The following is a 21,325-nucleotide window of genomic DNA, read 5'->3' as shown; positions in this document are numbered from 1 at the left end:
ATGGGCAGACTCAGCGGCAAGACCGCCTTGGTGACAGCGGCGGCTCAGGGCATCGGCAAGGCCAGCGCCGAACTGTTCGCCCGCGAAGGCGCGCGGGTGATCGCGACCGACATCAACGAGGACCTGCTGGCCCAGGTGAAGGGCTGCGAGACGCGCCGCCTCGACGTGCTGGACCCCGAAGCGATCAGGGCGCTCGCCAGCGAACTGGGCGCCATCGACGTGTTGTTCAACTGCGCGGGCGTCGTTCACGCCGGCACGATCCTGGACTGCGATGAGCGGGACTGGGCCTTCGCCACCGACCTGAACGTCACCGCCCAGTACCGGATGATTCGCGCCTTCCTGCCGGCCATGCTGGAGGCCGGCGGTGGATCGATCGTCAACATGTCGTCGGTCGCCAGCTCGATCAAGGGCGTGCCGGGCCGTTTCGCCTATGGGACCACCAAGGCTGCGGTCATCGGCCTGACCAAGGCGGTGGCCGCCGACTTCGTGGCCCAGGGGGTGCGTTGCAACGCCATCTGTCCGGGAACCGTCGATACGCCATCGCTGAACCAGCGCCTGGCCGACACGGGCGACTATGACGCGGCCCGAAAGGCCTTCACCGCCCGCCAGCCCATGGGCCGGCTTGGCAAGCCCGAGGAGTTGGCGCAACTGGCTCTATATCTGGCGAGCGACGACTCGGCCTTCACGACCGGTCAGATCCACATCATTGACGGAGGTTGGATCAACTAGATCCGGGTCGCGATCAGGCGACCTCGCGGCTCTCGTTGAGGCATTCGCCGATGGCCCGCGCGCAACCCGGCAGGCCCAGCGCGCCGATGAACGACATGGCGACGGCGCCGACCAGCATCACGGGCTGAAAGATCGATTGGAAGAAGCGCATGGGGTCTCTCCGCAAAGCCTCACCGTTCGGCACTAGGCAGGACCAGTAAGCCCGAACCGTGACAATTGTTCCGGACTCGAACGGAAAAGTTCAGACGGCGACGTTTTTATCGCCGGGGGTGTCCAGGCCGTAGGCCTGCCGCGTCTCCTCTATCCGGTCCAGCTTGGCGTAAAGCGGGGCCCAGTCGTCGTCCGCGGCGATCGGCGCCCACAGGGTCTCGACCTCGTCGATCAGCAGCTCTTCCGGCTCGGACCGGGCGAAGACCGGGTGACCCAGACGCTCGGGTCGGTCGGCCTCGAACCCGGCCAGCAGGCGACGGAAGTCCGTGAACGCCTCATTGTCGTAGAGCCCCGCGCGTGGGCCGGCCAGGGCCCGTTCCGCCGAGGCCTCGCCGCCGAACCAGTCGAAGAAGAACGGCTCCCAGCGCAGTTGGTCACCGCCGCCAGCCAGGGCCTTGAAGGCGGCGCCGACCAGCTCGACATCCGCCGCCGGCCCGCGCGACTTCAGCGCCAGGCGCCGCAGCATCGCGCCGCGCAGGGCGTCGCGATAGGCGTCGGAAAAGCCGTTCAGGGCGGCCAGCAGTCCGGCCTGGTCGGTGACCAGGGTCAGGCAGGCGGCCAGTTGCTGCAGGTTCCAGAACACCGCCTCGGGCTGACGGCCAAAACTGTAGAGGCCGTTATGGTCGAAATAGGCGGCGGTGAAATTGGGATCGTTGCGTGGCAGGAACCGCCAGGGGCCATAGTCAAAGCTCTCGCCGGTGACGACCATGTTGTCGGTGTTGAGCACGCCATGCACGAAACCCGCCGACATCCACCCGGCCAGCAGTCTGGCGCTGGCGGCCACCACCGCGTTCATCAGGGCGACAGGCCGGTCGGGCTCATCGGCCAGATGCGGATAATAGGTCTCGACCGCGTGGTCGACGAGCACGGTGATCAGGTCGGGTCGCTCGAAATAGGCCTGGCGCTGGAACGTCCCGAACCGGATGTGGCTGTGCGACAGCCGGGTCAGCACCGCCGAGCGGGTCGGACTGGGCTCGTCGCCGCGCTGCAGGGCCTCGCCGGTCTCGACCAGCGAAAAGGCGCGCGAGGTCGGCACGCCCAGGGCTTCCAGCTGGCTGGCGGCCAGAATTTCGCGCATGCCGCCCTTCAGCGTCAGGCGGCCGTCGCCCTGCCGAGACCACGGCGTCTGACCCGAGCCCTTGGTGGCCAGGTCCAGCAGACGATGCGTTCCCGCCTCGCGCAGCTGCGCGAACAGGAAGCCGCGCCCGTCGCCCAGGTCGGGGTTGTAGCTGCGAAACTGGTGGCCGTGATAGCGCATGGCCAGCGGCCGGGGCTGATTGTCCGGCAAGGGCTGAAACCGGCCGAACGCGGCCAGCCAGGCCTCATCGGTAAGGCCGTCCAGACCGACCGTCGCCGCGGCCCGGTCATTGCGGAAGCGCAGGCGGGTCATCGGGAACTCGGCCGGATCCACCGGGTCGGCGAAGTCGCGCCCCAAGCTCATGAACTTCGGATCGGGGCGGTAGGCGGGCGACGGGGTCATGGGTGGCAGATGAGCCTCCCGGCGCCATCTGGCAAGGCGCGGAGACGCTGTTTGCGCGGTCGGGGATGCCGTCAAAAAGCTGTCGCATCTTGGCAACAGACCTTTTGGATCCGTTTATCTGTAAGGGTTTTCACTTGCCCTCGCCACGGACCGACCATAACCGTTGCATGTCCGTTCGAACAATCGTTCGAGTGAGACCAAACAAAAACAACCGTGGGCGTTGCAAGCGCTCGCGTCATAACGAACCGAGGTAGGAAATGCGCTTTACCCAGGTGCTTTGCGGCACGGCGTCCGCCGTTGTGCTCGCTGGTCTGTCCGTCGCGAGTGTCGCGCAGGCCCAGGAAACAGAAACCCTCACCGTCGACAGCATCGTCGTCACCGCCCAGAAGCGCGAGCAGAACCTGCAGGACGTGCCGGTCGTGGTGACCGCCGTCGGCGCCAAGCTGCTGCAAGACACGGGCGTGAAGGACATCAAGGATCTGACGATCCTGACCCCCGGCCTGACCGTCACCTCGACCACGTCGGAAGCCTCGACCACCGCCCGCGTTCGCGGCGTCGGCACCGTCGGCGACAACCCCGGCCTGGAAAGCTCGGTCGGCGTCGTGATCGACGGCGTCTATCGTCCCCGCAACGGCGTCTCGTTCGGCGACCTCGGCGAAATGGAACGCATCGAAGTCCTGAAGGGCCCGCAGGGCACCCTGTTTGGCAAGAACACCTCGGCCGGCGTCATCAACGTCGTGACCAAGGAGCCGGAATTCGGCTTCGCCGCCAACGCCGAAGCCACCGTCGGCAACTTCAACGCCCACGGCCTGTCCGCCTCGGTCACCGGTCCGCTGTTCGGCACCGAGACCCTGGCCGGCCGCCTGTATGTCGCCGCCCGCGAGCGCGACGGCTACAACGACGTCGTCAACGGCAAGGGACCGACCAACCGCACGCAGGACCAGGACCAGGGCTTCTACACCGTGCGAGGCCAACTGCTGTTCGTGCCCAACGATGAAGCCACCTTCAAGCTGATCGGCGACTACACCAAGCGCGACGAAAACTGCTGCGGCGCCGTGCAGATCCGCACCGGCCCGACCGCTGGCATCCTCAACCTGGTCAGCGGCCAGACCGCCCTGGCCACCACGGCCGATCCCTACGCCCGCACCGCCTATTCCAACCGCGGCGCGCCGTCGTCGATCGAGGACAAGGGCGTGTCGCTGGAAGGCAAGATCGATCTTCCGGTCGGTCAGCTGACCTCTGTTACGGCCATCCGCAACTGGCGCACCGACAACGGCCAGGACAGCGACTTCACCACCGCCGACCTCGCCTATCGCAACAAGGACGGCACCAACTTCAGCGAGTTCACCACCTTCAGCCAGGAACTGCGCCTGGCCGGCAAGACCGGGAATCTCGACTGGCTGGTGGGGACGTTCCTGGCGGACGAAAAGCTGGATAACGGCGCCAACTTCCGCTTTGGCAATGACTACGAGCAGTATCTGGGCCGCCTGCTGTCGCGTTCGGCGGCCAATCCGGCCGGCATCGCCAACTTTGTCTCGATCCTGACGGGGCGCGCGCCGAACACGACCTTCACGCCGGGCCAGGGCCTCCTGGACACCTATACCCAGCGCGCCAAGACGGTCGCCCTGTTCACCAGCAACACCTATCAGTTCACCGACGCCTTCAGCCTGACCGCCGGTCTGCGCTACAGCTCGGACAGCAAGACGGTCGACAGCTATCAGACCAACACCGACGGCGGCGTGGGTTGCGGCATCGCGCTGACGCCCGCCGGTCAGGCCCGCATCGCCAGCATCGTCGGCGCCGCGGCCACCCCGACCATCGTCGGCAACCTGTGCCTGCCCTGGGCCAATCCGCTGTTCAACGGCCGCGGCACCCACCAGGAGCGCAAGGACAAGGAATGGTCGGGCACGATCAAGGCCGCCTATCGCTTCACGCCCGAAGTGTTCAGCTACGCCTCGTACGCCCGCGGCTACAAGGGTGGCGGCTATAACCTCGACCGCGCTCAATCCTCGAACGGCCTGCCCACCGGCGGGACGGGCGTTCTGCCGGTGCTCGACACCTCGTTCCCGGGCGAGTTCGTCGACAGCTATGAAGTCGGCCTGAAGAACACCCTCTTCAACCGCACCGTTCTGCTGAACTTCACGGCCTTCTATCAGAAGTTCACCGACTTCCAGCTGAACACCTTCCTGGGCACCTCGTTCGCTGTGCGTTCGATCCCGGAAGTGACCTCGCAGGGCGTCGACGCCGACTTCCTGTGGTTCACCCCGATCCACGGCCTGATGGTGCAGAGCGGCTTCACCTATGCCGACACCAAGTACGGCAAGCAGGCGATCCCGAACGACCCGACCAACGCCCTGGCCCTGCTGCCGGGCAGCCGCCTGTCGCTGGCGCCGAAATATTCGGCCTCGGGCTCGCTCACCTATGAGCACCCCGTCGGTGAAAGCCTGAAGGCCCGCTTCAACATCGGCGCCAAGTACTCGTCCGACTACATCACCGGTTCGGACCTGTTCCCGCCGAAGACGCAAAAGGCCTACACCGTGGTCAACGCGCGGATCGGCCTGGGCACTCAGGATGACCGCTGGACCGCCGAACTGTGGAGCCAGAACCTGCTGAACGAAAAGTACACGCAGGTCGGCTTCAACGGCTTCCTGCAAGGCTCTTCGGGCCTGAGCGCCACCAACACGACCTACGTGCCGGCCAATGACACCATCACCTATGATGCGTTCCTTGGCGCGCCGCGCACCTACGGCCTGACCCTGCGGGCGAAGTTCTAACCGGGAGGGGATCCGCCCGGCGGCTCGACCGTCTGGCGGCTTTCGGATGAGGGAAAGGGCGATCCGGGAAACCGGGTCGCCCTTTTTCCTTTTTGGCTTCCGATCACGGGCGACCCGACGCACCCTTCGCCAGAGCGTGGCAGCCGAAAGTGTGTGCGGTTTCGGCGCCTGCCACGCTCTGAATGTTTGATTTGGAGCCTTTTTAGACGCCCTCACAGGGTTCCATGTGAGGCTAAAAGGCTCCAGGGATTCGCGCGAAAGGGTCCGCCGTGAAGACGATCAGGATACTGGCCTTCTGGATCTGCCTGGCGGCCGGCCTTGGCCTGGGCGCCGCGACCCAGCTGACGCCGCGCCCCCTGGACGCATCCGCCCCGGCCCAGGCCTTCTCGGCCGGTCGCGCCATGAGCGACGTGCGGGCCATCGCCCAGCGCCCCCATCCCACCGGCTCGGCCGACATCGTGCGGGTTCGCGATCACCTGCTGACCCGGATCGGCGCGCTGGGACTGGAGGTCCTGGTCCGCCCGGGCGAAGGCTTCAGGCCCTATTCCGGGGACGGCCGCTCGCTGGGCGTGGCGGCGGTGCAGAACGTGGTCGGGGTCCTGAAGGGCCGTGATCCGAACCTGCCGGCCGTACTGGTGATGAGCCACTACGATTCCGTCCATAACTCGCCCGGCGCGGCCGACGACACGCTGGGCGCGGCGGCGGCGCTGGAGATCGCCCGCGCCCTGAAGGCCGGCCCGCAGCCGGCTCGCGACGTGATCTTCCTGTTCACCGACGGGGAGGAGGCCGGCCTGCTGGGCGCCGACGCCTTCTTCGCCCGCGACCCGCTGCAGGCCCATGTGGGCGTGGTGCTGAACATGGAGGCCCGGGGCGACGCCGGCCGCGCGGCCATGTTCCAGACCGGACCGGAAAACGGCGACCTGCTGGCCCTGATGGCCCGCACCTCCCACCGCCCGTCGGCCAATTCCCTGGCCTCGACGGTCTATGAGAAGATGCCCAACGACACTGATTTCACCCATGCGGTGACGAGGCGGCTGCCGGGGCTGAACTTCGCCCTGATCGACGACCAGCTGGCCTATCACACGCCGCTGTCGACGCCCGAGCGGCTGGACCAGGGCAGCCTGCAGCACATGGGCGACCAGGTGCTGCCGCTGGTCCGCGCGCTGGCCGACAGCCCCAGCCTGCCGGCCAATACGCCCAACGCGATCTATTCCGACGTGCTGGGCCTGGTCCTGATCAGCTATTCGACGACGATCGGCTGGGTGCTGCTGGGCCTGGCCGCCGTGATGATCGGCTTCGTCGCCTTCCGCGCCCTGGCCGGCGGCGGGACCCGCGTGCTGGAGATCGCCAGGGGCTTGGCCGGAGGCCTGCTGCTGGCCGTGAGCGCCGCCCTGCTGCTGCATCTGCTGGGCCGGGCGCTGCGCATCGAGGACCAGCAGACGCTGTATGACCTGCTGGGACGCTTCAACCTGCTTCTGCTGGGCGCGGGCGCCCTGGGCGTCGGCGCGGCGCTGGCGGTCGTCACGGCCCAGGCCCGGGGCATGCCCCGGCTGTGGCCCAGCCTGGCGGCGCTGGCCCTGGGCGGCGCCAGCAGCCTGGTCGGCGGCTTTGACCCCATCGGCCTGGGCCTGGGCGTCGCGGCGGCCGTGCTGGTCTGGCTGGCCCTGGGCAAGAAGGTCGGCGTGCTGGGCGTCTGGATCGGCGGGCTCCAGCTGCTGTTTCTGCTGGCCCTGGCCGCGCAGATCCTGGCCCCTGGGGCCACGGTGATGCTGACCTGGCCGCTGCTGGTGGCCTGCCTGGGCGCCACCCTGGCCATCGGCATGGGCGGAACGCGCGACCGCCGCGTCGCCCTGGCCGTGACCTTCGCCATCGGCCTGCTGGCCATCCTCTCGACCGCCCAGCTGACCGCGTGGGGCGCCTGGACCTTCGCCGGGATCGGCACGATGGAGCCCGCCGTCCTGGCCCTGTTCGTGCTGCTGGCCGCCCCGGCCCTGGTCCCGCTGGCCTTCGACTTCGCCGAGTCGCGCTGGAACTGGCGAGGGGTCTTCCTCCTGCTCGCCACCGGCCTGGGCCTGGTGATCACCGCCGCGATCCCCAACGCCACGGCCGATCGCCCCAACCTGACCGAGGCCCATCACCTGGCCGATCCGGGCGCCGGCAAGGCCTGGCGGGCCTCCTCCCTGCCGCGACTGGACCCCTGGTCCCGCGCGGTGCTGATCGCCGACGGCGGCCTGGATCCGAAGATGCAGGCCTATCAGCCGTTCAACGCCACGCCGGTCTGGATGTCGGAGACCCGCGTGGTCGAGGTCGACGCCCCCAATCTCAGCGTCGAGCGCTCGGGCGACCGCCTGCTGGTTCGGGTCATCCCCGGCCCCGGGGCCGAGGTGCTGAGCCTGAAGATCCGGGCGACCTCGCCCCTCAGCGACCCGCGCCTGAACGGCAAGACGATCACCCTGGCCACCCAGCCCGGCGCCTGGTCGACCCTGACCTATCACGCCCCCGACCCGAACGGCGTGACGCTGAGCTTCACCACCACCGCGACCGGCAAGATCGAGGCGGCCGTGATGGAGTTCCGCGACGGCTGGCCCGCCGGCGCCCTGCCCCCGGCCCGCAAGCCGGCCGAGCTGATGGCCACCGGCATGTCGGACAAGACCGCCGTGGTCGCCCGGGCCAGCCTGAACTGGAAGCCGGAGGCGGCGCCCGCAAATACCCCTTAAACCGTGAAAACGCCCTCCCCCGGCTCTTTCGCGTACAGCGCGTCCACCAGCGCGGCGCGGCGCTCCAGCGTCGCGCGCTGGTTCACATAGCCCTTGTCGGTGATCTCGCCGGCGTCGATCGAGGGCGGTTCGGTCATCACGGTGAACCGCCCCACCCGACGCGACGAGCCGCCGGCGCCCGCGTTGAACGCGGCCAGGCGCTCTTTGAGGAAGGCCACCAGCTTCTCCATCGGCGTGCCCGGTCCCGGATCGGCGACCAGGGCCATCAGGCCGGAGGGCGAGGGCCACAGCAGCGCGCCGATGAAGCCCTTGTCCTGACCGCAGATCACCGCGTCGGCGATATAGGGGCTGCAGGCGGCCACCAGGTCTGGGCGCAGCACCCCGACACTGACCCAGGTGCCGCTGTCCAGCTTGAAGTCCTCGGTCACCCGGCCGTCGAACACCAGGCCCTTGGACGGGTCTTCCGGATCCACGAACCGCGCGGCGTCGCCCAGACGATAGAAGCCCTCCTCGTCGAAGGCCGCCGACGTCTTCTCGGGATCCTTGTGATAGCCCGCCGCAACGGTCGGCCCCTTGACCCGAACCTCGAACTTGGAGCCGTTCGGCGCCAGTTTCAGCTGGATGCCCGGCAGGGGCAGGCCCACCAGGCCGACCCGCTCGGTGATCCAGTGGGTCACGGTGATGCCTTGGGTCTCGGTCGCGCCGTACATGGTGGTCAGCGGAATGCGATGGCCGGTCTCGGCCACGGCCAGGGCCTGGATGCGGGTATAGACGTCGTTCGACAGCGTGGCCCCGCCATAGCCCATATAGCGCAGGTTCCTGAAGAACGAGGCGCGCAGCGCCGGGTCGTTCTCCATCGCCTCGGCCAGCATCGAAAAGGCGATCGGGGCCGAGCCGAACACGATGGGCGAGACCTCGTAGAGGTTCTTGATCGTGGTCTCGAACATGCCCGGCAGGGGCTTGCCCTCGTCGATGTGCAAGGTCCCGCCGGCCCAGATCACGGCGTTGAAGCCGATATTGCCCGCCGAGATGTGGCTCCAGGGCATCCATTCCAGGCTCTGCGGGATGTCGCCGGTCTCGGGCTCTTCCAGCCGCAGGCCGTCCTGCCCGGCGATCACGCCGGCCATCATGCCGTGGGTCTGGGGCACGGCCTTGGGCATGCCGGTCGAGCCGGAGGTGAACAGGTACTTGGCCACCGTCGCCGGGCCCAGGGTCTCGCGCGAGGCCTCGACGGCGAGGGTGGGAACCGTGGCGGCGATGTCGTCGAAGCTCACCGCGCCCTCGCCCGTGCCGTCGGCGGTGACCACCAGCACGGTCGGATCGAGCGCCTTCAGCGTCTCCAGCGCCTTGGCGAACAGCGCCCCGCTCTGGGCGAAGATCACGCGCGGGGCCACCTTCTCGAAGCTGTGCTTCAGCTTGGCGTGGTCGGTCGAAATCAGGCTGTAGGCCGGGCTGATCGGGGCGGCGGGCACGCCGGCGGTATAGGCGCCCAGGGTCATCAGGGCGTGCTCGATCGAGTTGCCCGACAGGATCATCACGCTGTCGTCAGCGGTCAGGCCCTGGTCCAGCAACCACTGGGCGATGCCCTCGACCGCGCGCAGGGCCTGCCCATAGGTCGTCATCCGCCAGGGCCCGTGGCCGGGCTCGCGCTGCTTGAGGTAGGGCCGCTCGGGATGCTCGCCGGCCTTCTGGGCCAGCAGGTGGGCGATCGAGCGCGGCCCTTCGCCGGGCGCGTGGTTGGAGGTGATCACCAGGCTGCCGTCAGGGCGGTAGTCGACACTGACGTCCGGGCCCTTCATCGGCAGGGGCTTGAAGGGAACCTCGCTGACGTCGCGCACCGGCGACGCGCCATCGGACGGCGTCATGGTCTCTCTCCCTGGATAGGTTATCGTTGTTCTGTTGGGTCGTGACGTTAACGGAACCGGTGCGGACGGCAAGGATGACGCTGGGGGAGGATTGGCGCCACTGGCCCCCTACGGGTCGCTCCGCGACCGTCTTCCCCCGGAGGGGGAAGATGAGATCGCCGCCCTTCATCTTCCCCCTCCGGGGGAAGACGACCGCGTCAGCGGTCCGTAGGGGGCAAGTGTCAGCGACCTCGCGCTTTCGCTGCGATGGTGATGGGAAGGGTCGCGGAGCGTCCGGGCTCGCCCGGAAGAGTTAGATGAATACCGTTTCGACGAAGCCGTCCGCTCCGCGTGACCGTTCTGGCGAAAGCGCGCGGCGCTCGAGCCCTGTTCGGGCCTCGCCGCCTTGAAGCCTCCGACGGGCGGACGGGATAGCGTTCCCGCCCGGACTGCCGATCCTCCCGGACCAGCCTGCTGCTCGTTCGACCCTCGAGGTCACGTCGTTTTTGTTTTCCACGGCCGACCGCCGCCAGAGAACAACGAGGTTGACGGCCCGGAGCGCAAGACGCTCCTCCCGCCATCGATTGAGCTTCCCGCTCGATCACCCCTGACAGCCGCAACGGTCGCCGTACGTGCGCCCTTCCCGTGCTGTCAGGTGAGATCATTATGCGGGCGGTTTGAACGCGGAGGATTGGCGCGATCAACTATTTCACAAGCCGTTGATCGGGTTGGGTTTTAGTCTGGAAAGAACGGGGATTGAGAGCCGTCCATCCCCATGCCCGACAGATCCTCCCCCTGAAGGGGGAGGCGGCCGGAGGCCGGTGGGGGAAGACCGCAATGACTCAGCAGCACTTCCCCCTCCGATCGCTTCGCGATCGCCTCCCCCGCTAGGGGGAGGATCTGAGCGCGCGCCCACGGCGGCGCGGCTCGCCAAGGAAAACGGCGAAAACGTGACAAAGATTTAAATACAAATTCGCCAGAACAGGCCGCTAATACAGATAACAGTCACCCATCATTACAGATCGGTAAGGCGAACTGTCCGCCTGTATTATCCCATGACGAAAATCGAACTCTATGCGCCGCGCACGACGCGGCATCGTCGCACCTGGACGGCGGCGGCCATCCCGCTGATGGTCGCCTTCCTGGTCATCGGCCAGGTGGCGACGGTCCTTGGCGTGCTCAAACCGATGGGCTTCCACTCGGCCGACCTGGGCACGCAATGGGCGCCCCTGACGATCAATCTGCTGGGCTTTGGCGTCACGGCCCTGCTCGTCTTCGCCTGGGCCTGGCTGTTCGAGCGACGCGGCCCGGCCGCTCTGGGCCTGAACGGCGACGCCTTGATCCGCTACGGGCGCGGCCTGCTGGTCGGCGCCGGCTTCCTGGTGGCCTCCATCGGTCTGGCCTGGGCGCTGGGCGGCTATCGCATCGAGGGTATCGGCGTCTGGAGCGCGCCCAGCCCCATGCTGTTCGTCCCCATCCTGTGCCTGTTCGGCGGCTTCATGATCCAGGGCGCGACCGAGGAGATCATGTTCCGAGGCTGGCTGATGCAGCTGATCGCCTCGCGCCACGGCCTGATCGCCGCCATCGCCATCAACGCGATCATCTTCGCCCTGCTGCACGCGGGCAATATCAAGCCGTCGCCGGAACTGGCCTTCGCGATGGTCAATCTGGTGCTGTTCGCGGTGATGATCAGCCTCTACGCGATCAAGGAAGGTTCGCTGTGGGGCGTCTGCGCCTGGCACAGCGCCTGGAACACCCTGCTGGGCGTCGGCTTTGGCCTGGACGTCAGCGGCGAGCGGGTGGCCGTCAAGAGCCTGGTCATCGACCTGGCCCCCGCCCAGGGCGCCCCCTGGTGGCTGACCGGCGGCGCCTTCGGCCCCGAAGCCAGCGTGGCGACCAGCGCCGTGCTGCTGGCGGGGGTGGTGTTCCTGCTGGCGACGGGGGCGCTGAAGCCGGGCGCGCGGTATTCGGCGCCGGGGCTGGGGTGAGGCAAACACCGCTCCCCCATACCTCCCGTCATTCCCGCCCTTGTGGCGGGAACCCCTCGTTGAGCTGAAACGTGAAGCGAAAGCGGATCGCCAGCGATCCGCCCCTCCGGCACCTGCTACGTCACGAGAACGGCAAGGACAAAAGATTGAGCTTGACCAGAATTCAATCTAAAGACGAACAAACCGCAACAACGCCCTCATCGCGTCATGGTCCCTCGGGAAGCCTGGATCGCCGTCTACATGATGGCCGACCACTATCGCGGAACGCTCTACACGGGCGTGACCGCCCAATTCCAAACGCGGATCGCGCAGCATCGCGAGGGACGTGGATCGGCATTCACCGCGCGGTACGGCCTGAAGCGCCTGGTCTGGTACGAGCTCCACGACCTGATGACCGAGGCCATTCAGCGCGAGACCTCGATCAAGCGCTGGCCGCGCCAGTGGAAGATCAACCTGATCGAACGCGACAACCCGCGATGGGACGATCTCTATTCGCCGGTGTTCGAATGGACGCCTGGACCAAGACAGATCTGAACCCCACCTCCAACCTCCCGTCATTCCCGCCCTTGTGGCGGGAACCCCTGTTTCAGCTGACACGTGAAGCGCCAGCGAAGTGCGCGCGCACTTTGCCCCTCCCGCACCTGCGGCGGATAGAGGGGTTCCCGCCACAAGGGCGGGAATGACGGTGAGTTTTTGAGTTTGGTCTTGAAACGCCCTTCTCGCCCCGCCGAGAAGGCAGCCAACACTTCATCTCACGGCGAGACGATCGCCGGTCTGGACGCCCCTCCCGACCACATACCCCAACCTCCCGTCATTCCCGCCCTTGTGGCGGGAACCCCTGTTTCAGTTGGCAAGTGAAGCGCAAGCGAAGTGCGCGAGCACTTCGCCCCTCCCGCACCTGCGGCGGACAGAGGGGTTCCCGCCACAAGGGCGGGAATGACGGTGGGTTTTGAGTTTGGTCTTGAAACGGCCTTCTCGCCCCGCCGAGAAGGCAGCCAACCCTTCATCTCACGGCGAGACGACGCCGGTCTGGCCACGAGAGATGCAGGGCTTGGTGGGACGCGCATCGTCCAATGCAGATGTCTAGTGTCTGGGTTAGCGCCTCAAGGCTGCGCCGAATAAACAACACCCCAGAACGCATAGCCCACGATGAGTAAAGCCGAGCCAAGTCCTGCTCCTGCCGAAACAAAAAATACAAAGGGCCATGCACGTAAGATCAGACCCAAACTCCACAATTGGCGTTGTTCATATGCCGCAAATGCCGCGAGTTGGGTTGCTGGATCCCCCGCACCCGCCTGCAAATCCCTGCCAAGCTTTAGACCTGGCAAGCTGCGAGCCAACATTTGCAGCAGGTGAAAGGCGACGAACACCACAAGAGCTAAGCCGAGTAACGCCCCAGACAAAAGTACCGTGGCTCGGGGAAGGGATGGCGCCAACTTCGCCCAAACCGTCAGAAAGGCAGCAAATCCAAGGGCTACCAGAGCTTGATTGTAACCCTGTCCGAGTTGATGCGCCTCCTTGAGGAAGGCGAGCGCCTTCTGTTGAATCCTATCGCTCTCGTCAGCAGCCGGGGGCTGAGGAGCAGCAGAAAAAACCTTAGCGGCTTCTTGGCTGTCTTGAGGCATGCCAACACGGTACGCCCGACTCAGTGAGACTGGAAAGCGGCGGCGCCTACTTCCCAAAGAAACTAAAAAAGGGCGGAGCCTTTCAGCCCCGCCCCTCCAAACTCAAACCTCAGCAGGTAACTCCTACTCCGCCGCCACCTTCGGCGCGTAGCCGAGGATCGCCTTGGTCTCGAGGAACTCGCCGAACGCGTGGTCGCCCCATTCGCGGCCGTTGCCGCTCATCTTGTAGCCGCCGAACGGGGCCATCATGTCGGGGCTGGCGCCGTTCAGGTTCACCTGGCCGGCGCGCAGGCGCGAGGCCACCTTGCGGACGTTGTCCTGGTCGCCGCCCGAGATATAGGCCGCCAGGCCGTACTCGGTGTCGTTGCCGACCTTCACCGCTTCATCGACCGTCTCGTAACCCAGGATGGCGACGACCGGGCCGAAGATCTCTTCCTTGGCGATGGTCATCTCGTTGGTGACATTGGCGAAGACGGTGGGCTTGACGTAGTAGCCCTTGTCGAGGCCCTCCGGACGGCCGACGCCGCCGCTGACCAGGGTGGCGCCCTCGTCGATGCCCTTCTGGATCAGGCCCTGGATCTTGTTCCACTGCACGTCGGAGACGACGGGGCCCATCTTGGAATTGCCGTTGGGGTCGCCGACGGTGTGGGCCTCGGCCGTGGCGCGGGCGATGGCGATGACCTCGTCCATCTTCTTGGCCGGCACCAGCATGCGGGTGGGGGCGTTGCACGACTGGCCCGAGTTCATCATCACCGAGGCGACGCCGCCCGAGACGGCGCGCTGGAAGTCGGCGTCTTCAAGGATGATGTTGGGGCTCTTGCCGCCCAGCTCCTGGTGCACGCGCTTGACGGTCGGGGCGGCGTTGCGGGCCACCTCGATGCCGGCGCGGGTCGAGCCGGTGAACGACACCATGTCGACTTCCGGATGGCTGGACAGGGCCGCGCCCACCGTGGGGCCGTCGCCATTGACCAGGTTGAAGACGCCGTGCGGCACGCCGGCGGCGGCCAGGATCTCGGTCCAGATATAGGCGCTGAACGGCGCGATCTCCGAGGGCTTCAGCACCATGGTGCAGCCGGTGGCGAGCGCGGGCGCGACCTTGCAGGCGATCTGGTTGACCGGCCAGTTCCACGGCGTGATGAACGCGCAGACGCCGATCGGCTCCTTGACGATGCGGGTGGTGCCGCGATCTTCCTCGAACTTGTAGTTCTTCAGCACGGCGGCGGCGGTCTGGACGTGGCCGATGCCCATGGCGGCCTGGGCGCGCTGGGCCAGCCAGGCGGGGGCGCCCATCTCCTCGGTGATGGCCTTGGCCATGTCCTCGAAGCGCTTCTGGTATTCGGAGACGATGCGCTCCAGCAGGTCGATGCGCTCTTCGCGGCTGGTCTGGCTGTAGCTTTCAAAGGCCTTGCGGGCGGCCATGACGGCCTTGTCGACGTCGGCGACGCCGCCCATCGAGATCACGCCGCAGACCTCTTCGGTGGCGGGATTGATCACGTCCAGAGTCTTGGGCGCGACCGGATCGACCCAGGCGCCGTCGATATAGAACTTGGTGTAGTCGCGCATGCCGTGCTCCTGCCCTGTGGGAATTGAGGCCCGCTCTAATTTGGAACGCGGCGGGCCTTCTTCAAACAACCATTTTAATGATCGCTGATCATGTGGCTAGAGCCCGTGAAATCAAAACCCGCAAAACCCCCTGCCCTTACCAGGCCGGATCGCTCTCCGCCCCGTCCAGCGCCTCGGCGATCCGCCGTCGGGTGGCGGGCGTGACATCTTCCGGCAGGGCGTCGGGCGCGAACCAGGCCACCGCGTGGATCTCGCCCTGGGCGCTGGCGGCGCAGGGCTCCCAGGCGTCGATGCGATAGACCAGCACGTGGTCGCGCGGGTGGCGGACATTGTTGTCGTGGATCGACAGCAGGCGCGGCCGGCCCAGCACGCCGATCCCGGCCTCTTCCTGCAGTTCGCGGATCACCGCCGTCTCGGCCGTCTCGCCGCGCTCCACCCCGCCGCCGGGCATGTACCAGCCGGGCACATAGGTGTGCTGGATCAGCAGGACCCGGCCCTCGCCATCGGTGACCAGGCCGCGCACGCCCAGGGTCAGCCCCCGGTTCCAGCGAAACCAGGCATAGACGAAGGGGCGGGTGAACGGTTCGATACGACGGCGCCAGAGCATGGCGGCAGGTTAGCCGTCCTTGTCGATGTAGCCTATTTGAACTACCATCTGACTAGCTAGTCAGATGGAGCCTGCGATGGGCGATCTCAGCTGGAAACTGGAAGACGCCAAGGCGCGCTTCAGCGAAGTGGTTCGCCTGGCGCGCAGCCAGGGCCCCCAGCGCGTGACCGTGCGCGGCAAGGACGCCGTGGTGGTGATGAGCGTCGAGGATCTGGAACGCCTGTCCCCGCCCGACCCGGCCCTCCCGTCGCTGGTGTCCTTCCTGGAGGGTCTGCATCTGGACGACCTGGACCTGACGCGTGAGCCCGACCACGGCCGAGATCCTGATCTGTGAAGGGCTGGCTGATCGACACCAATGTCATCGCCGCCCTGATCAATCCCAACGGCGCGCCCAGCGTGAAGGCGTGGGCGATAGGCCAGCCAGAGACGCGGTTGTTCATCAGCGTCCTGTCGCTGGGCGAATATGACAAGGGCATCCACAACCTGCCGGCCGATCATCCCGACCGGTCGCGCTATGTCGCGGCGCGCGACGCGCTGGCGGGGCGGTTCGCCGGCCGCATCCTGTCGGTCAGCGATCCGGTCGTGCGCCGCTGGGGCGAGATCTCGGGGTCGGTGAAGCGGCAGACCGGCCAGGCGCCGGCGGTGATCGACACCCTGCTGGCCGCCACGGCGCTGGAAAACGACCTGTTCCTGGTCACTCGCAACACGCGCGACGTGCAACACAGCGGCGCGGCGGTGTTCAATCCCTGGACCGACGCCCCCGCGCAATTCCCACTGGCGTGACGCTGGTTACTTGCCCCGGGCCCCGCGCCTCGCTAAAGCCGCAACACCTTTCCTCTTACGGAGCCGCGTCATGATCGCGATCCTCGTCATCGGCGTCTTCCTGGCCGTCATCATCGGCCTGAACCTGATCGAATTCGGCCGCGCCGACTGACATGAGCGCACGCGGCGCGGCCCTGGTCACCGGCGCGGGGCGTCGGATCGGCCAGGCCCTGGCCCTCGAGGCCGCGCGCGCCGGCTACGACGTCGCCGTCCACCACCGCGCCTCGCCCGACGAGGCGCGTGAGACCGTGGTCGCCGTCCAAGCCCTGGGCCGCCGCGCCATCGCGGTGTCGGCCGAGCTTTCGGACGAGGCGCAGGTCGCCGGCCTGGTCGCCCAGACCGCGCCGCTGGGTCCGCTGACGCTGCTGATCAACAGCGCCTCAAGCTTCAGCGACGACCGCGTGGGATCGCTGGACCGCGCCCTGTGGGACGCCCACATCGAGACCAACCTGCGCGCGCCGATCGTGCTGGCGGAAGCCTTCGCGGCCGCCCTCCCCGACGACGCAGAAGGCCTGATCGTCAACATCGTCGACCAGCGGGTCTGGCGGCCCAATCCGCAGTTCTTCAGCTACAGCCTCAGCAAGGCGGCCCTGTGGTGGGCGACCCAGACCCTGGCCCAGGCCCTGGCGCCGCGCATCCGCGTCAACGCCATCGGTCCGGGCCCCACCCTGCCCAACGTGCACCAGGCCCCCGGCGAGTTCGAGGCCGAGGCGGCCGGCACCCTGTTGCAGCGCCGCGCCACCCCCGACGACGTGACCGCCGCCCTGCGCTATCTCATTGACGCAAGGGCGGTCACGGGCCAGATGATCGCCGTGGACGCCGGTCAGCATCTGGGCTGGCGCACGCCCGACATCGTCGCACCTTAAGAAAGGCGCACCGCTTGGCCGCCGCCTCCCTCGCCGAAAACACCGCCGCCCCGGCTCCCGTCGCCCGCGTGATCGTGACCAAGGTCTTCGTGCGCGCCCTCAAGGTGGACGCCTGGATCGGCGTCTATGACCACGAGCACGGCCGCCGTCAGCCGCTGGTGATCGATGTCGAGCTCGACGTCGCCGCCAGCCACTGCGAGCGCATCGGCGACACGGTCAATTACGAGACTATCGGCGAGTCGGCCCGCGCCATCGCCGACGAGGGCCATATCGACCTGGTCGAGACCTTCGCAGAGCGCCTGGCCCAGGCCTGTTTCGCCGACGCCCGCGTCACCCGCGCCCGGGTGCGGGTGGAAAAGCCCCTGGCCCTGGCCCCGCACGCCGCCGCCGCCGGCGTGGAAATCACCGCCGTCCGCGCCTGAGATGAGCGAAAGCCACAGCGCCCGCCTCGCGCCCTTCCAGCCCGAAACGGTCTGGGCGCTGAAGGACGGAACGCTGGTCGAGACGCGCGGCGTGCGCGTGCGCGGCTTCCCGCTGAGCGCCCTGACGCAATACCGCCTGGCCGCCGCGCCGCATGGCGGTCATCGCCGCGTGCTGCAGCTGAGCTTTGGTCGGGCCAGGGTGGTGATCATCGCCCAGAGCTATGTCGCGCCCGGCAAGGCCGAGGATCGACTGGCGGGCTTCTCGGCCTTCGCCCGCGCCCTGTCGCGCCAAGCCGCCGACGCCGCCCCCGCCGCGCGCTTTTCCCTGGCCCGGATCGAGGCCCGCCCGGCCCTGACCTGGGTGGCGGGCTTCCTGGCCATCGGCGTCGCGGCCCTGCTGTTGTCGTCGCTGAGCGCCGGCATGGCGGGCGTCGGCGTCGACATGGCCGCCCGGATGAGCTTCGTGCTGATCCTGCTGCTGGCGGCCCTGCCCTGGCTGTCGCGGGGCGACGCCTTCGATCCCCGCGATCCGCCCCGGGACCTGCTGCCCTAAGGGCGCTTCCCCCGGGTTACGGGACCTTCATTTGCATCGTTGCCCGATAAGCGCGACCCTTGGAACAACATCGTTTTCCAAGGTTTGCCTTCGACGTGACCGACACCGACCCCATCGTTCCTCCCGCCCTGCAGGACGACAAGACCCTGCCCGCGGTGGTCTATGCCCTGCATCTGGCGGGACTGATCACGGGCGGGCTGACCTCGGTGATCGCCGTCGTCCTGGCCTATGTCAGCCGCAAGGGCGCGCCGGACTGGCTGCAAAGCCACTACGAATTCGCCATCCGCACCTTCTGGCTGTCGCTGCTATTCGCGATCATCGGCGGCGTGCTGACCGCGGTCGGGATCGGCTTCGTCATCCTGGCGGCGGTCGGCGTGTGGATCGCCGTGCGCTGCATCGTCGGCCTGTCCTGGTTGCTCAAGGGCCAGGCCTATCCCACACCCCTGAACTGGATGCTCTGACCATGACCGACGTCTCCGCTCCCGACATCACCCCCGTGGTCCGGCCCGAAGAGGACAAGGTCCTGCCGGCCGTCGTCTACGGTCTGTACCTGCTGGGCTTCGCCAGTTGCGCGGCCACCACGGTGGTCGGCCTGCTGGTCGCCTACGCCAATCGCGGCACGGCCGGACCGATCAACCAGAGCCACTACACTTTCGCCATCCGCTCGTTCTGGCTCAGCATCGGCTGGTTCCTGATCGGCCTGACGATGTTCATCCTGGGCCTGCCGCTGTCGCTGCTGCTGGTCGGCATCCCGGTGGTCGCCGCGGGCGTATTCATCATGGGCGCCGTCGGGGTGTGGTTCGCGGTCCGCTGCGCGGTCGGCATCTATTATCTTGCCCGAGGGGAAGCCTATCCCCGCCCCCGGACATGGCTGATTTAAAGGCGCCGGATGCGGCGGGCGCCCGCATCGGGGTCGCCTCGCCGCGCGCACTTCCCCCACCGGTTGAGACGCCTCGACGGCATGGTCAAGCTCGGATGACCTGTCGCTCCTGGCGAATGGACGTCTTGGAGGGGGCGCAATGCTGGCTCGCATCGTAGGGATCATACTGGGGCTGATCCTCTCGACGTCGGGATACGTGGTCGCCGGCTGGGGCTCTCTGGGGGGCTGGGCCGCGAATCTCGATCTTGGACCTTTCGAGCCGCATAGACCATTCGCCGGCGGGGCGGCGGCGATACTCGGGGGAGTACTGCTCGTCGCCGCCCTGACGCCGCGTCCCAAGCCCAAGCGCCGCAAGACGGCGGTGACGGGGCCCATGGACATCGGCGGCCTGGAACTGGCGCCGGTGCTGGCCGAGGCCGAGGCGCCGATCGTCACGCCGCTGGCGCCCGCCCCGCAGGTTCAACCGGCCGCCGCACCCGTGCTGGACATGACGCCGGCCGCCAAGCCCACGCCCGCGCCGGCGCCGGTGCCAGAGACCTTCGCCCAGATGCGCGAGCGCATGATCGCCTTCAGCCGCGCCGAATCCTGGGCCGACGCCGCCCGCACGCTGATGGCCATGAAGGCTGCGGCCAGGGGCGACCGCGAACAGGCCATCGCCTATCGCGACCTGGGCGACTTCGCGCGCGGCCAGGGTCAACTGGACGACGCCGCCGAGGCCTATGAGACGGCCGTGTCCTTCGCCCGCGACGCCCGCCGGGCCGCGCCGAACGATCCCGCCGTCCTCGAGCTGCTGGCTGGAACCCTGGCCGGGGTTGGCGACGTGGCCGAGGCCGAAGGCCGGCTGGACGACGCCCTGTCGGCTTTCGAGGAATCCCTGGCCCTGCGGCGGTCCAGCGGCGGCCGCGAGGCCCAGGATCCGTCGGCCCAGCGGGCCCTGTCGGTGTCGCTGGAGCGCCTGGCCGACCTGCGCGAGGATCGCGGCCACCGCATGCGGGCGCTGGACCTCTATCGCGAAAGCTACGACGTCGCCGCCCGCCTGGCCGCCGCCGACCCGGCCCGCTTCGGGCCCGACCTGGCGCTCACCCGGCAGCGGCTGGCCGAGCTCGAGGCCAAGGTCGCGACCTAGGGCGGATCGACATTCATTTAAGACGTCAGATTTTCGGATCAGAGCGGCCCAAAACACCGCTCATCCCCGCGAAAGCGGGGACCCAAGCCGAGTCTCGGGACAACCCCGCGCCGCTCTAAAATCTGCATGCCCCGCTTGGGTCCCCGCTTTCGCGGGGATAACCGGTGAGAAGTATGCCGACCCGCTGAATGTCGATCCGTCCTAGACCGCGCCGGCCTTCGCGCGGGCGTGCAGGCTCTATTTCGCCGCCGCCAGCGGGACCTTCATCGCCAGGATTTCCTTGGACCGACGGGTGATGCCGTACAGCATTCCCGGCTGGCTTTCGTCCCAGTCGATGGCCTGCCCCTCGGCGTCCATGCCGATGGTGTCGAGGTGGTCCAGCACGCCGCCGCCCATGGGTAGCCCCATGACATACAGTTCGGGCAGGTCGTGGCCGCTCAGATAGAGCTTGCCGTCGGGGCCCCAGCCGCCGCCCGAGACGCTCATCGGCGCGATGCGCTCCAGCACCGTGGCCGGCAGGGCCCAGGCTTCCAGTCTGCGCCACTGGTCGTCGAACTTGACCAGGGTGGTGTGGCGATGGTCGCGCGGAGGCTCGCCGCCCTTGCCGTCATAGTTGGCGAACATCGCCCACCAGGCGCCGTCATGGCGGTCGACCCAGGTGATCGAACCCGTGCCCAGGCCCAGCGACACGCTGCGCCTGTGGGCCAGGGTCATGGGATCAAACATCTCGACGGTGCTGACCTGAGGCGTGCCCGGAAAGTTGGAACTGGCGCAGACCAGGTCCTTGCCGATCAGGGCGCAGCTGTTGATGTGCGGGAAACGGGCCTTGTCGCCCGTCCACTCCGCCCGCTGCTCGCCGGTCTTCTTGTCGTAGCGGACCAGCCGGAAATTGCTCACCGCATAGACGTCGTTGGGCCCCACCGCCGCGCCCTGAGTGGCCTTGCCGTCATAACGGCGGACCGTTTCGGCCTTGCGGGCGAAGGTCGGCGCGGGCGGGTCGGCGGCTTGCAGCGCCAGGGCCGCGAAGAAGGGCAGGATCATCGGTCGTTCTCCGTGCGGCCTAAACGTCTTCACCCCGCTCATCCCCGCGAAAGCGGGGACCCAAGCCGAGTGTCCAGC

General features: G+C 67.7%; 20 protein-coding genes. 13 read left to right on the top strand and 7 right to left on the bottom strand.

The genetic code is table 11. The annotated features are described in order from the left end of the window. Window positions 1-729: an SDR family oxidoreductase gene (locus tag ACQY9P_RS10675; RefSeq protein WP_421739283.1), complete on the top strand. Its 729-nt coding sequence runs from the start codon at window positions 1-3 to the stop codon at window positions 727-729. A 13-nt stretch (window positions 730-742) separates the two neighbouring features. Here ACQY9P_RS10675 and ACQY9P_RS10670 read toward each other — a convergent pair whose 3' ends face one another. Both ACQY9P_RS10670 and ACQY9P_RS10665 read right to left on the bottom strand, forming a co-directional pair. Then, window positions 743-880, bottom strand: coding sequence for a hypothetical protein (locus tag ACQY9P_RS10670; protein WP_421739284.1), 138 nt, complete (start codon window positions 878-880; stop codon window positions 743-745). 90 nt (window positions 881-970) lie between these two features. Beyond that, the gene (locus tag ACQY9P_RS10665; RefSeq protein WP_421739285.1) at window positions 971-2,419 is read right to left on the bottom strand and encodes a protein adenylyltransferase SelO; all 1,449 of its coding nucleotides are present in this window, start codon (window positions 2,417-2,419) and stop codon (window positions 971-973) included. A 257-nt stretch (window positions 2,420-2,676) separates the two neighbouring features. Here ACQY9P_RS10665 and ACQY9P_RS10660 point away from each other — a divergent pair, with 257 nt between their 5' ends. Then, window positions 2,677-5,193, top strand: coding sequence for a TonB-dependent receptor (locus ACQY9P_RS10660; RefSeq protein WP_421739286.1), 2,517 nt, complete (start codon window positions 2,677-2,679; stop codon window positions 5,191-5,193). Between the two features lie 269 nt (window positions 5,194-5,462). Continuing rightward, on the top strand, window positions 5,463-7,910 hold the full coding sequence (locus ACQY9P_RS10655) for a M20/M25/M40 family metallo-hydrolase (RefSeq protein ID WP_421739287.1): 2,448 nt from the start codon (window positions 5,463-5,465) through the stop codon (window positions 7,908-7,910). Here ACQY9P_RS10655 and ACQY9P_RS10650 read toward each other — a convergent pair. Continuing rightward, window positions 7,907-9,775, bottom strand: a complete 1,869-nt coding sequence (locus ACQY9P_RS10650) for an AMP-binding protein (protein WP_421739288.1) — start codon at window positions 9,773-9,775, stop codon at window positions 7,907-7,909. The genes ACQY9P_RS10655 and ACQY9P_RS10650 overlap by 4 nt on opposite strands. Before the next feature lie 1,034 nt (window positions 9,776-10,809). Here ACQY9P_RS10650 and ACQY9P_RS10645 point away from each other — a divergent pair. Next, complete coding sequence (locus ACQY9P_RS10645) at window positions 10,810-11,742, top strand: CPBP family glutamic-type intramembrane protease (RefSeq protein WP_421739289.1); 933 nt, start codon at window positions 10,810-10,812, stop codon at window positions 11,740-11,742. A 207-nt stretch (window positions 11,743-11,949) separates the two neighbouring features. Then, window positions 11,950-12,276, top strand: coding sequence for a GIY-YIG nuclease family protein (locus ACQY9P_RS10640; protein WP_421739290.1), 327 nt, complete (start codon window positions 11,950-11,952; stop codon window positions 12,274-12,276). A gap of 569 nt (window positions 12,277-12,845) precedes the next feature. Here the strand turns inward: ACQY9P_RS10640 and ACQY9P_RS10635 are convergent. From ACQY9P_RS10635 to ACQY9P_RS10625, 3 genes are all read right to left on the bottom strand, one after another. Continuing rightward, window positions 12,846-13,367 (bottom strand): hypothetical protein, encoded by a 522-nt coding sequence (locus ACQY9P_RS10635; RefSeq protein WP_421739291.1) that lies wholly within the window; start codon window positions 13,365-13,367, stop codon window positions 12,846-12,848. Window positions 13,368-13,490: 123 nt separating this feature from the next. After that, complete coding sequence (locus ACQY9P_RS10630) at window positions 13,491-14,930, bottom strand: aldehyde dehydrogenase family protein (protein WP_421739292.1); 1,440 nt, start codon at window positions 14,928-14,930, stop codon at window positions 13,491-13,493. A gap of 136 nt (window positions 14,931-15,066) precedes the next feature. After that, window positions 15,067-15,537, bottom strand: coding sequence for an NUDIX domain-containing protein (locus tag ACQY9P_RS10625; RefSeq protein WP_421739293.1), 471 nt, complete (start codon window positions 15,535-15,537; stop codon window positions 15,067-15,069). Window positions 15,538-15,613: 76 nt separating this feature from the next. Here ACQY9P_RS10625 and ACQY9P_RS10620 point away from each other — a divergent pair, with 76 nt between their 5' ends. The 8 genes from ACQY9P_RS10620 (at window position 15,614) to ACQY9P_RS10585 (ending at window position 20,206) form a co-directional block, all read left to right on the top strand. Beyond that, window positions 15,614-15,871 (top strand): type II toxin-antitoxin system Phd/YefM family antitoxin, encoded by a 258-nt coding sequence (locus ACQY9P_RS10620; RefSeq protein WP_421739294.1) that lies wholly within the window; start codon window positions 15,614-15,616, stop codon window positions 15,869-15,871. Then, window positions 15,868-16,320 carry a type II toxin-antitoxin system VapC family toxin gene (locus ACQY9P_RS10615; RefSeq protein ID WP_421739295.1) on the top strand — a complete coding sequence of 151 codons (453 nt, stop codon included), beginning with the start codon at window positions 15,868-15,870 and terminating at the stop codon, window positions 16,318-16,320. The genes ACQY9P_RS10620 and ACQY9P_RS10615 overlap by 4 nt, the downstream gene beginning before the upstream one ends. 152 nt (window positions 16,321-16,472) lie before the next feature. Continuing rightward, window positions 16,473-17,225, top strand: a complete 753-nt coding sequence (locus tag ACQY9P_RS10610) for an SDR family oxidoreductase (protein ID WP_421739296.1) — start codon at window positions 16,473-16,475, stop codon at window positions 17,223-17,225. A 14-nt stretch (window positions 17,226-17,239) separates the two neighbouring features. Continuing rightward, window positions 17,240-17,647 carry a dihydroneopterin aldolase gene (gene folB / locus ACQY9P_RS10605; protein ID WP_421739297.1) on the top strand — a complete coding sequence of 136 codons (408 nt, stop codon included), beginning with the start codon at window positions 17,240-17,242 and terminating at the stop codon, window positions 17,645-17,647. Between the two features lies 1 nt (window position 17,648). Further along, window positions 17,649-18,200, top strand: a complete 552-nt coding sequence (locus ACQY9P_RS10600) for a hypothetical protein (RefSeq protein WP_421739298.1) — start codon at window positions 17,649-17,651, stop codon at window positions 18,198-18,200. A 95-nt stretch (window positions 18,201-18,295) separates the two neighbouring features. Next, a complete protein-coding gene (locus ACQY9P_RS10595) occupies window positions 18,296-18,661 on the top strand; it encodes a DUF4870 family protein (RefSeq protein WP_421739299.1) in 366 nt (121 codons plus the stop codon). Between the two features lie 2 nt (window positions 18,662-18,663). Further along, on the top strand, window positions 18,664-19,080 hold the full coding sequence (locus ACQY9P_RS10590) for a DUF4870 family protein (protein WP_421739300.1): 417 nt from the start codon (window positions 18,664-18,666) through the stop codon (window positions 19,078-19,080). Between the two features lie 139 nt (window positions 19,081-19,219). Next, window positions 19,220-20,206, top strand: a complete 987-nt coding sequence (locus ACQY9P_RS10585) for a tetratricopeptide repeat protein (RefSeq protein ID WP_421739301.1) — start codon at window positions 19,220-19,222, stop codon at window positions 20,204-20,206. Window positions 20,207-20,443: 237 nt separating this feature from the next. Here the strand turns inward: ACQY9P_RS10585 and ACQY9P_RS10580 are convergent, their stop codons facing one another. Next, window positions 20,444-21,247, bottom strand: a complete 804-nt coding sequence (locus ACQY9P_RS10580) for a hypothetical protein (RefSeq protein ID WP_421739302.1) — start codon at window positions 21,245-21,247, stop codon at window positions 20,444-20,446. Window positions 21,248-21,325 lie beyond the last annotated feature (78 nt).

The organism is Caulobacter sp., from assembly GCF_965279145.1.
Classification (GTDB): domain Bacteria; phylum Pseudomonadota; class Alphaproteobacteria; order Caulobacterales; family Caulobacteraceae; genus Caulobacter.
Note: the sequence above shows the minus strand (reverse complement) of the source record. Positions and strands in the feature narration are given on the sequence as shown.

Excerpts from the sequence above, each read along its gene's own strand:
- ACQY9P_RS10675 (WP_421739283.1), top strand. The coding sequence starts at position 1 with ATGGGCAGACTCAGCGGCAAGACCGCCTTGGTGACAGCGGCGGCTCAG.
- ACQY9P_RS10670 (WP_421739284.1), bottom strand. The coding sequence starts at position 880 with ATGCGCTTCTTCCAATCGATCTTTCAGCCCGTGATGCTGGTCGGCGCC.
- ACQY9P_RS10665 (WP_421739285.1), bottom strand. The coding sequence starts at position 2,419 with ATGACCCCGTCGCCCGCCTACCGCCCCGATCCGAAGTTCATGAGCTTG.
- ACQY9P_RS10660 (WP_421739286.1), top strand. The coding sequence starts at position 2,677 with ATGCGCTTTACCCAGGTGCTTTGCGGCACGGCGTCCGCCGTTGTGCTC.
- ACQY9P_RS10650 (WP_421739288.1), bottom strand. The coding sequence starts at position 9,775 with ATGACGCCGTCCGATGGCGCGTCGCCGGTGCGCGACGTCAGCGAGGTT.
- ACQY9P_RS10645 (WP_421739289.1), top strand. The coding sequence starts at position 10,810 with ATGACGAAAATCGAACTCTATGCGCCGCGCACGACGCGGCATCGTCGC.
- ACQY9P_RS10640 (WP_421739290.1), top strand. The coding sequence starts at position 11,950 with ATGGTCCCTCGGGAAGCCTGGATCGCCGTCTACATGATGGCCGACCAC.
- ACQY9P_RS10635 (WP_421739291.1), bottom strand. The coding sequence starts at position 13,367 with ATGCCTCAAGACAGCCAAGAAGCCGCTAAGGTTTTTTCTGCTGCTCCT.
- ACQY9P_RS10630 (WP_421739292.1), bottom strand. The coding sequence starts at position 14,930 with ATGCGCGACTACACCAAGTTCTATATCGACGGCGCCTGGGTCGATCCG.
- ACQY9P_RS10625 (WP_421739293.1), bottom strand. The coding sequence starts at position 15,537 with ATGCTCTGGCGCCGTCGTATCGAACCGTTCACCCGCCCCTTCGTCTAT.
- ACQY9P_RS10620 (WP_421739294.1), top strand. The coding sequence starts at position 15,614 with ATGGGCGATCTCAGCTGGAAACTGGAAGACGCCAAGGCGCGCTTCAGC.
- ACQY9P_RS10610 (WP_421739296.1), top strand. The coding sequence starts at position 16,473 with ATGAGCGCACGCGGCGCGGCCCTGGTCACCGGCGCGGGGCGTCGGATC.
- ACQY9P_RS10600 (WP_421739298.1), top strand. The coding sequence starts at position 17,649 with ATGAGCGAAAGCCACAGCGCCCGCCTCGCGCCCTTCCAGCCCGAAACG.
- ACQY9P_RS10590 (WP_421739300.1), top strand. The coding sequence starts at position 18,664 with ATGACCGACGTCTCCGCTCCCGACATCACCCCCGTGGTCCGGCCCGAA.
- ACQY9P_RS10585 (WP_421739301.1), top strand. The coding sequence starts at position 19,220 with ATGCTGGCTCGCATCGTAGGGATCATACTGGGGCTGATCCTCTCGACG.
- ACQY9P_RS10580 (WP_421739302.1), bottom strand. The coding sequence starts at position 21,247 with ATGATCCTGCCCTTCTTCGCGGCCCTGGCGCTGCAAGCCGCCGACCCG.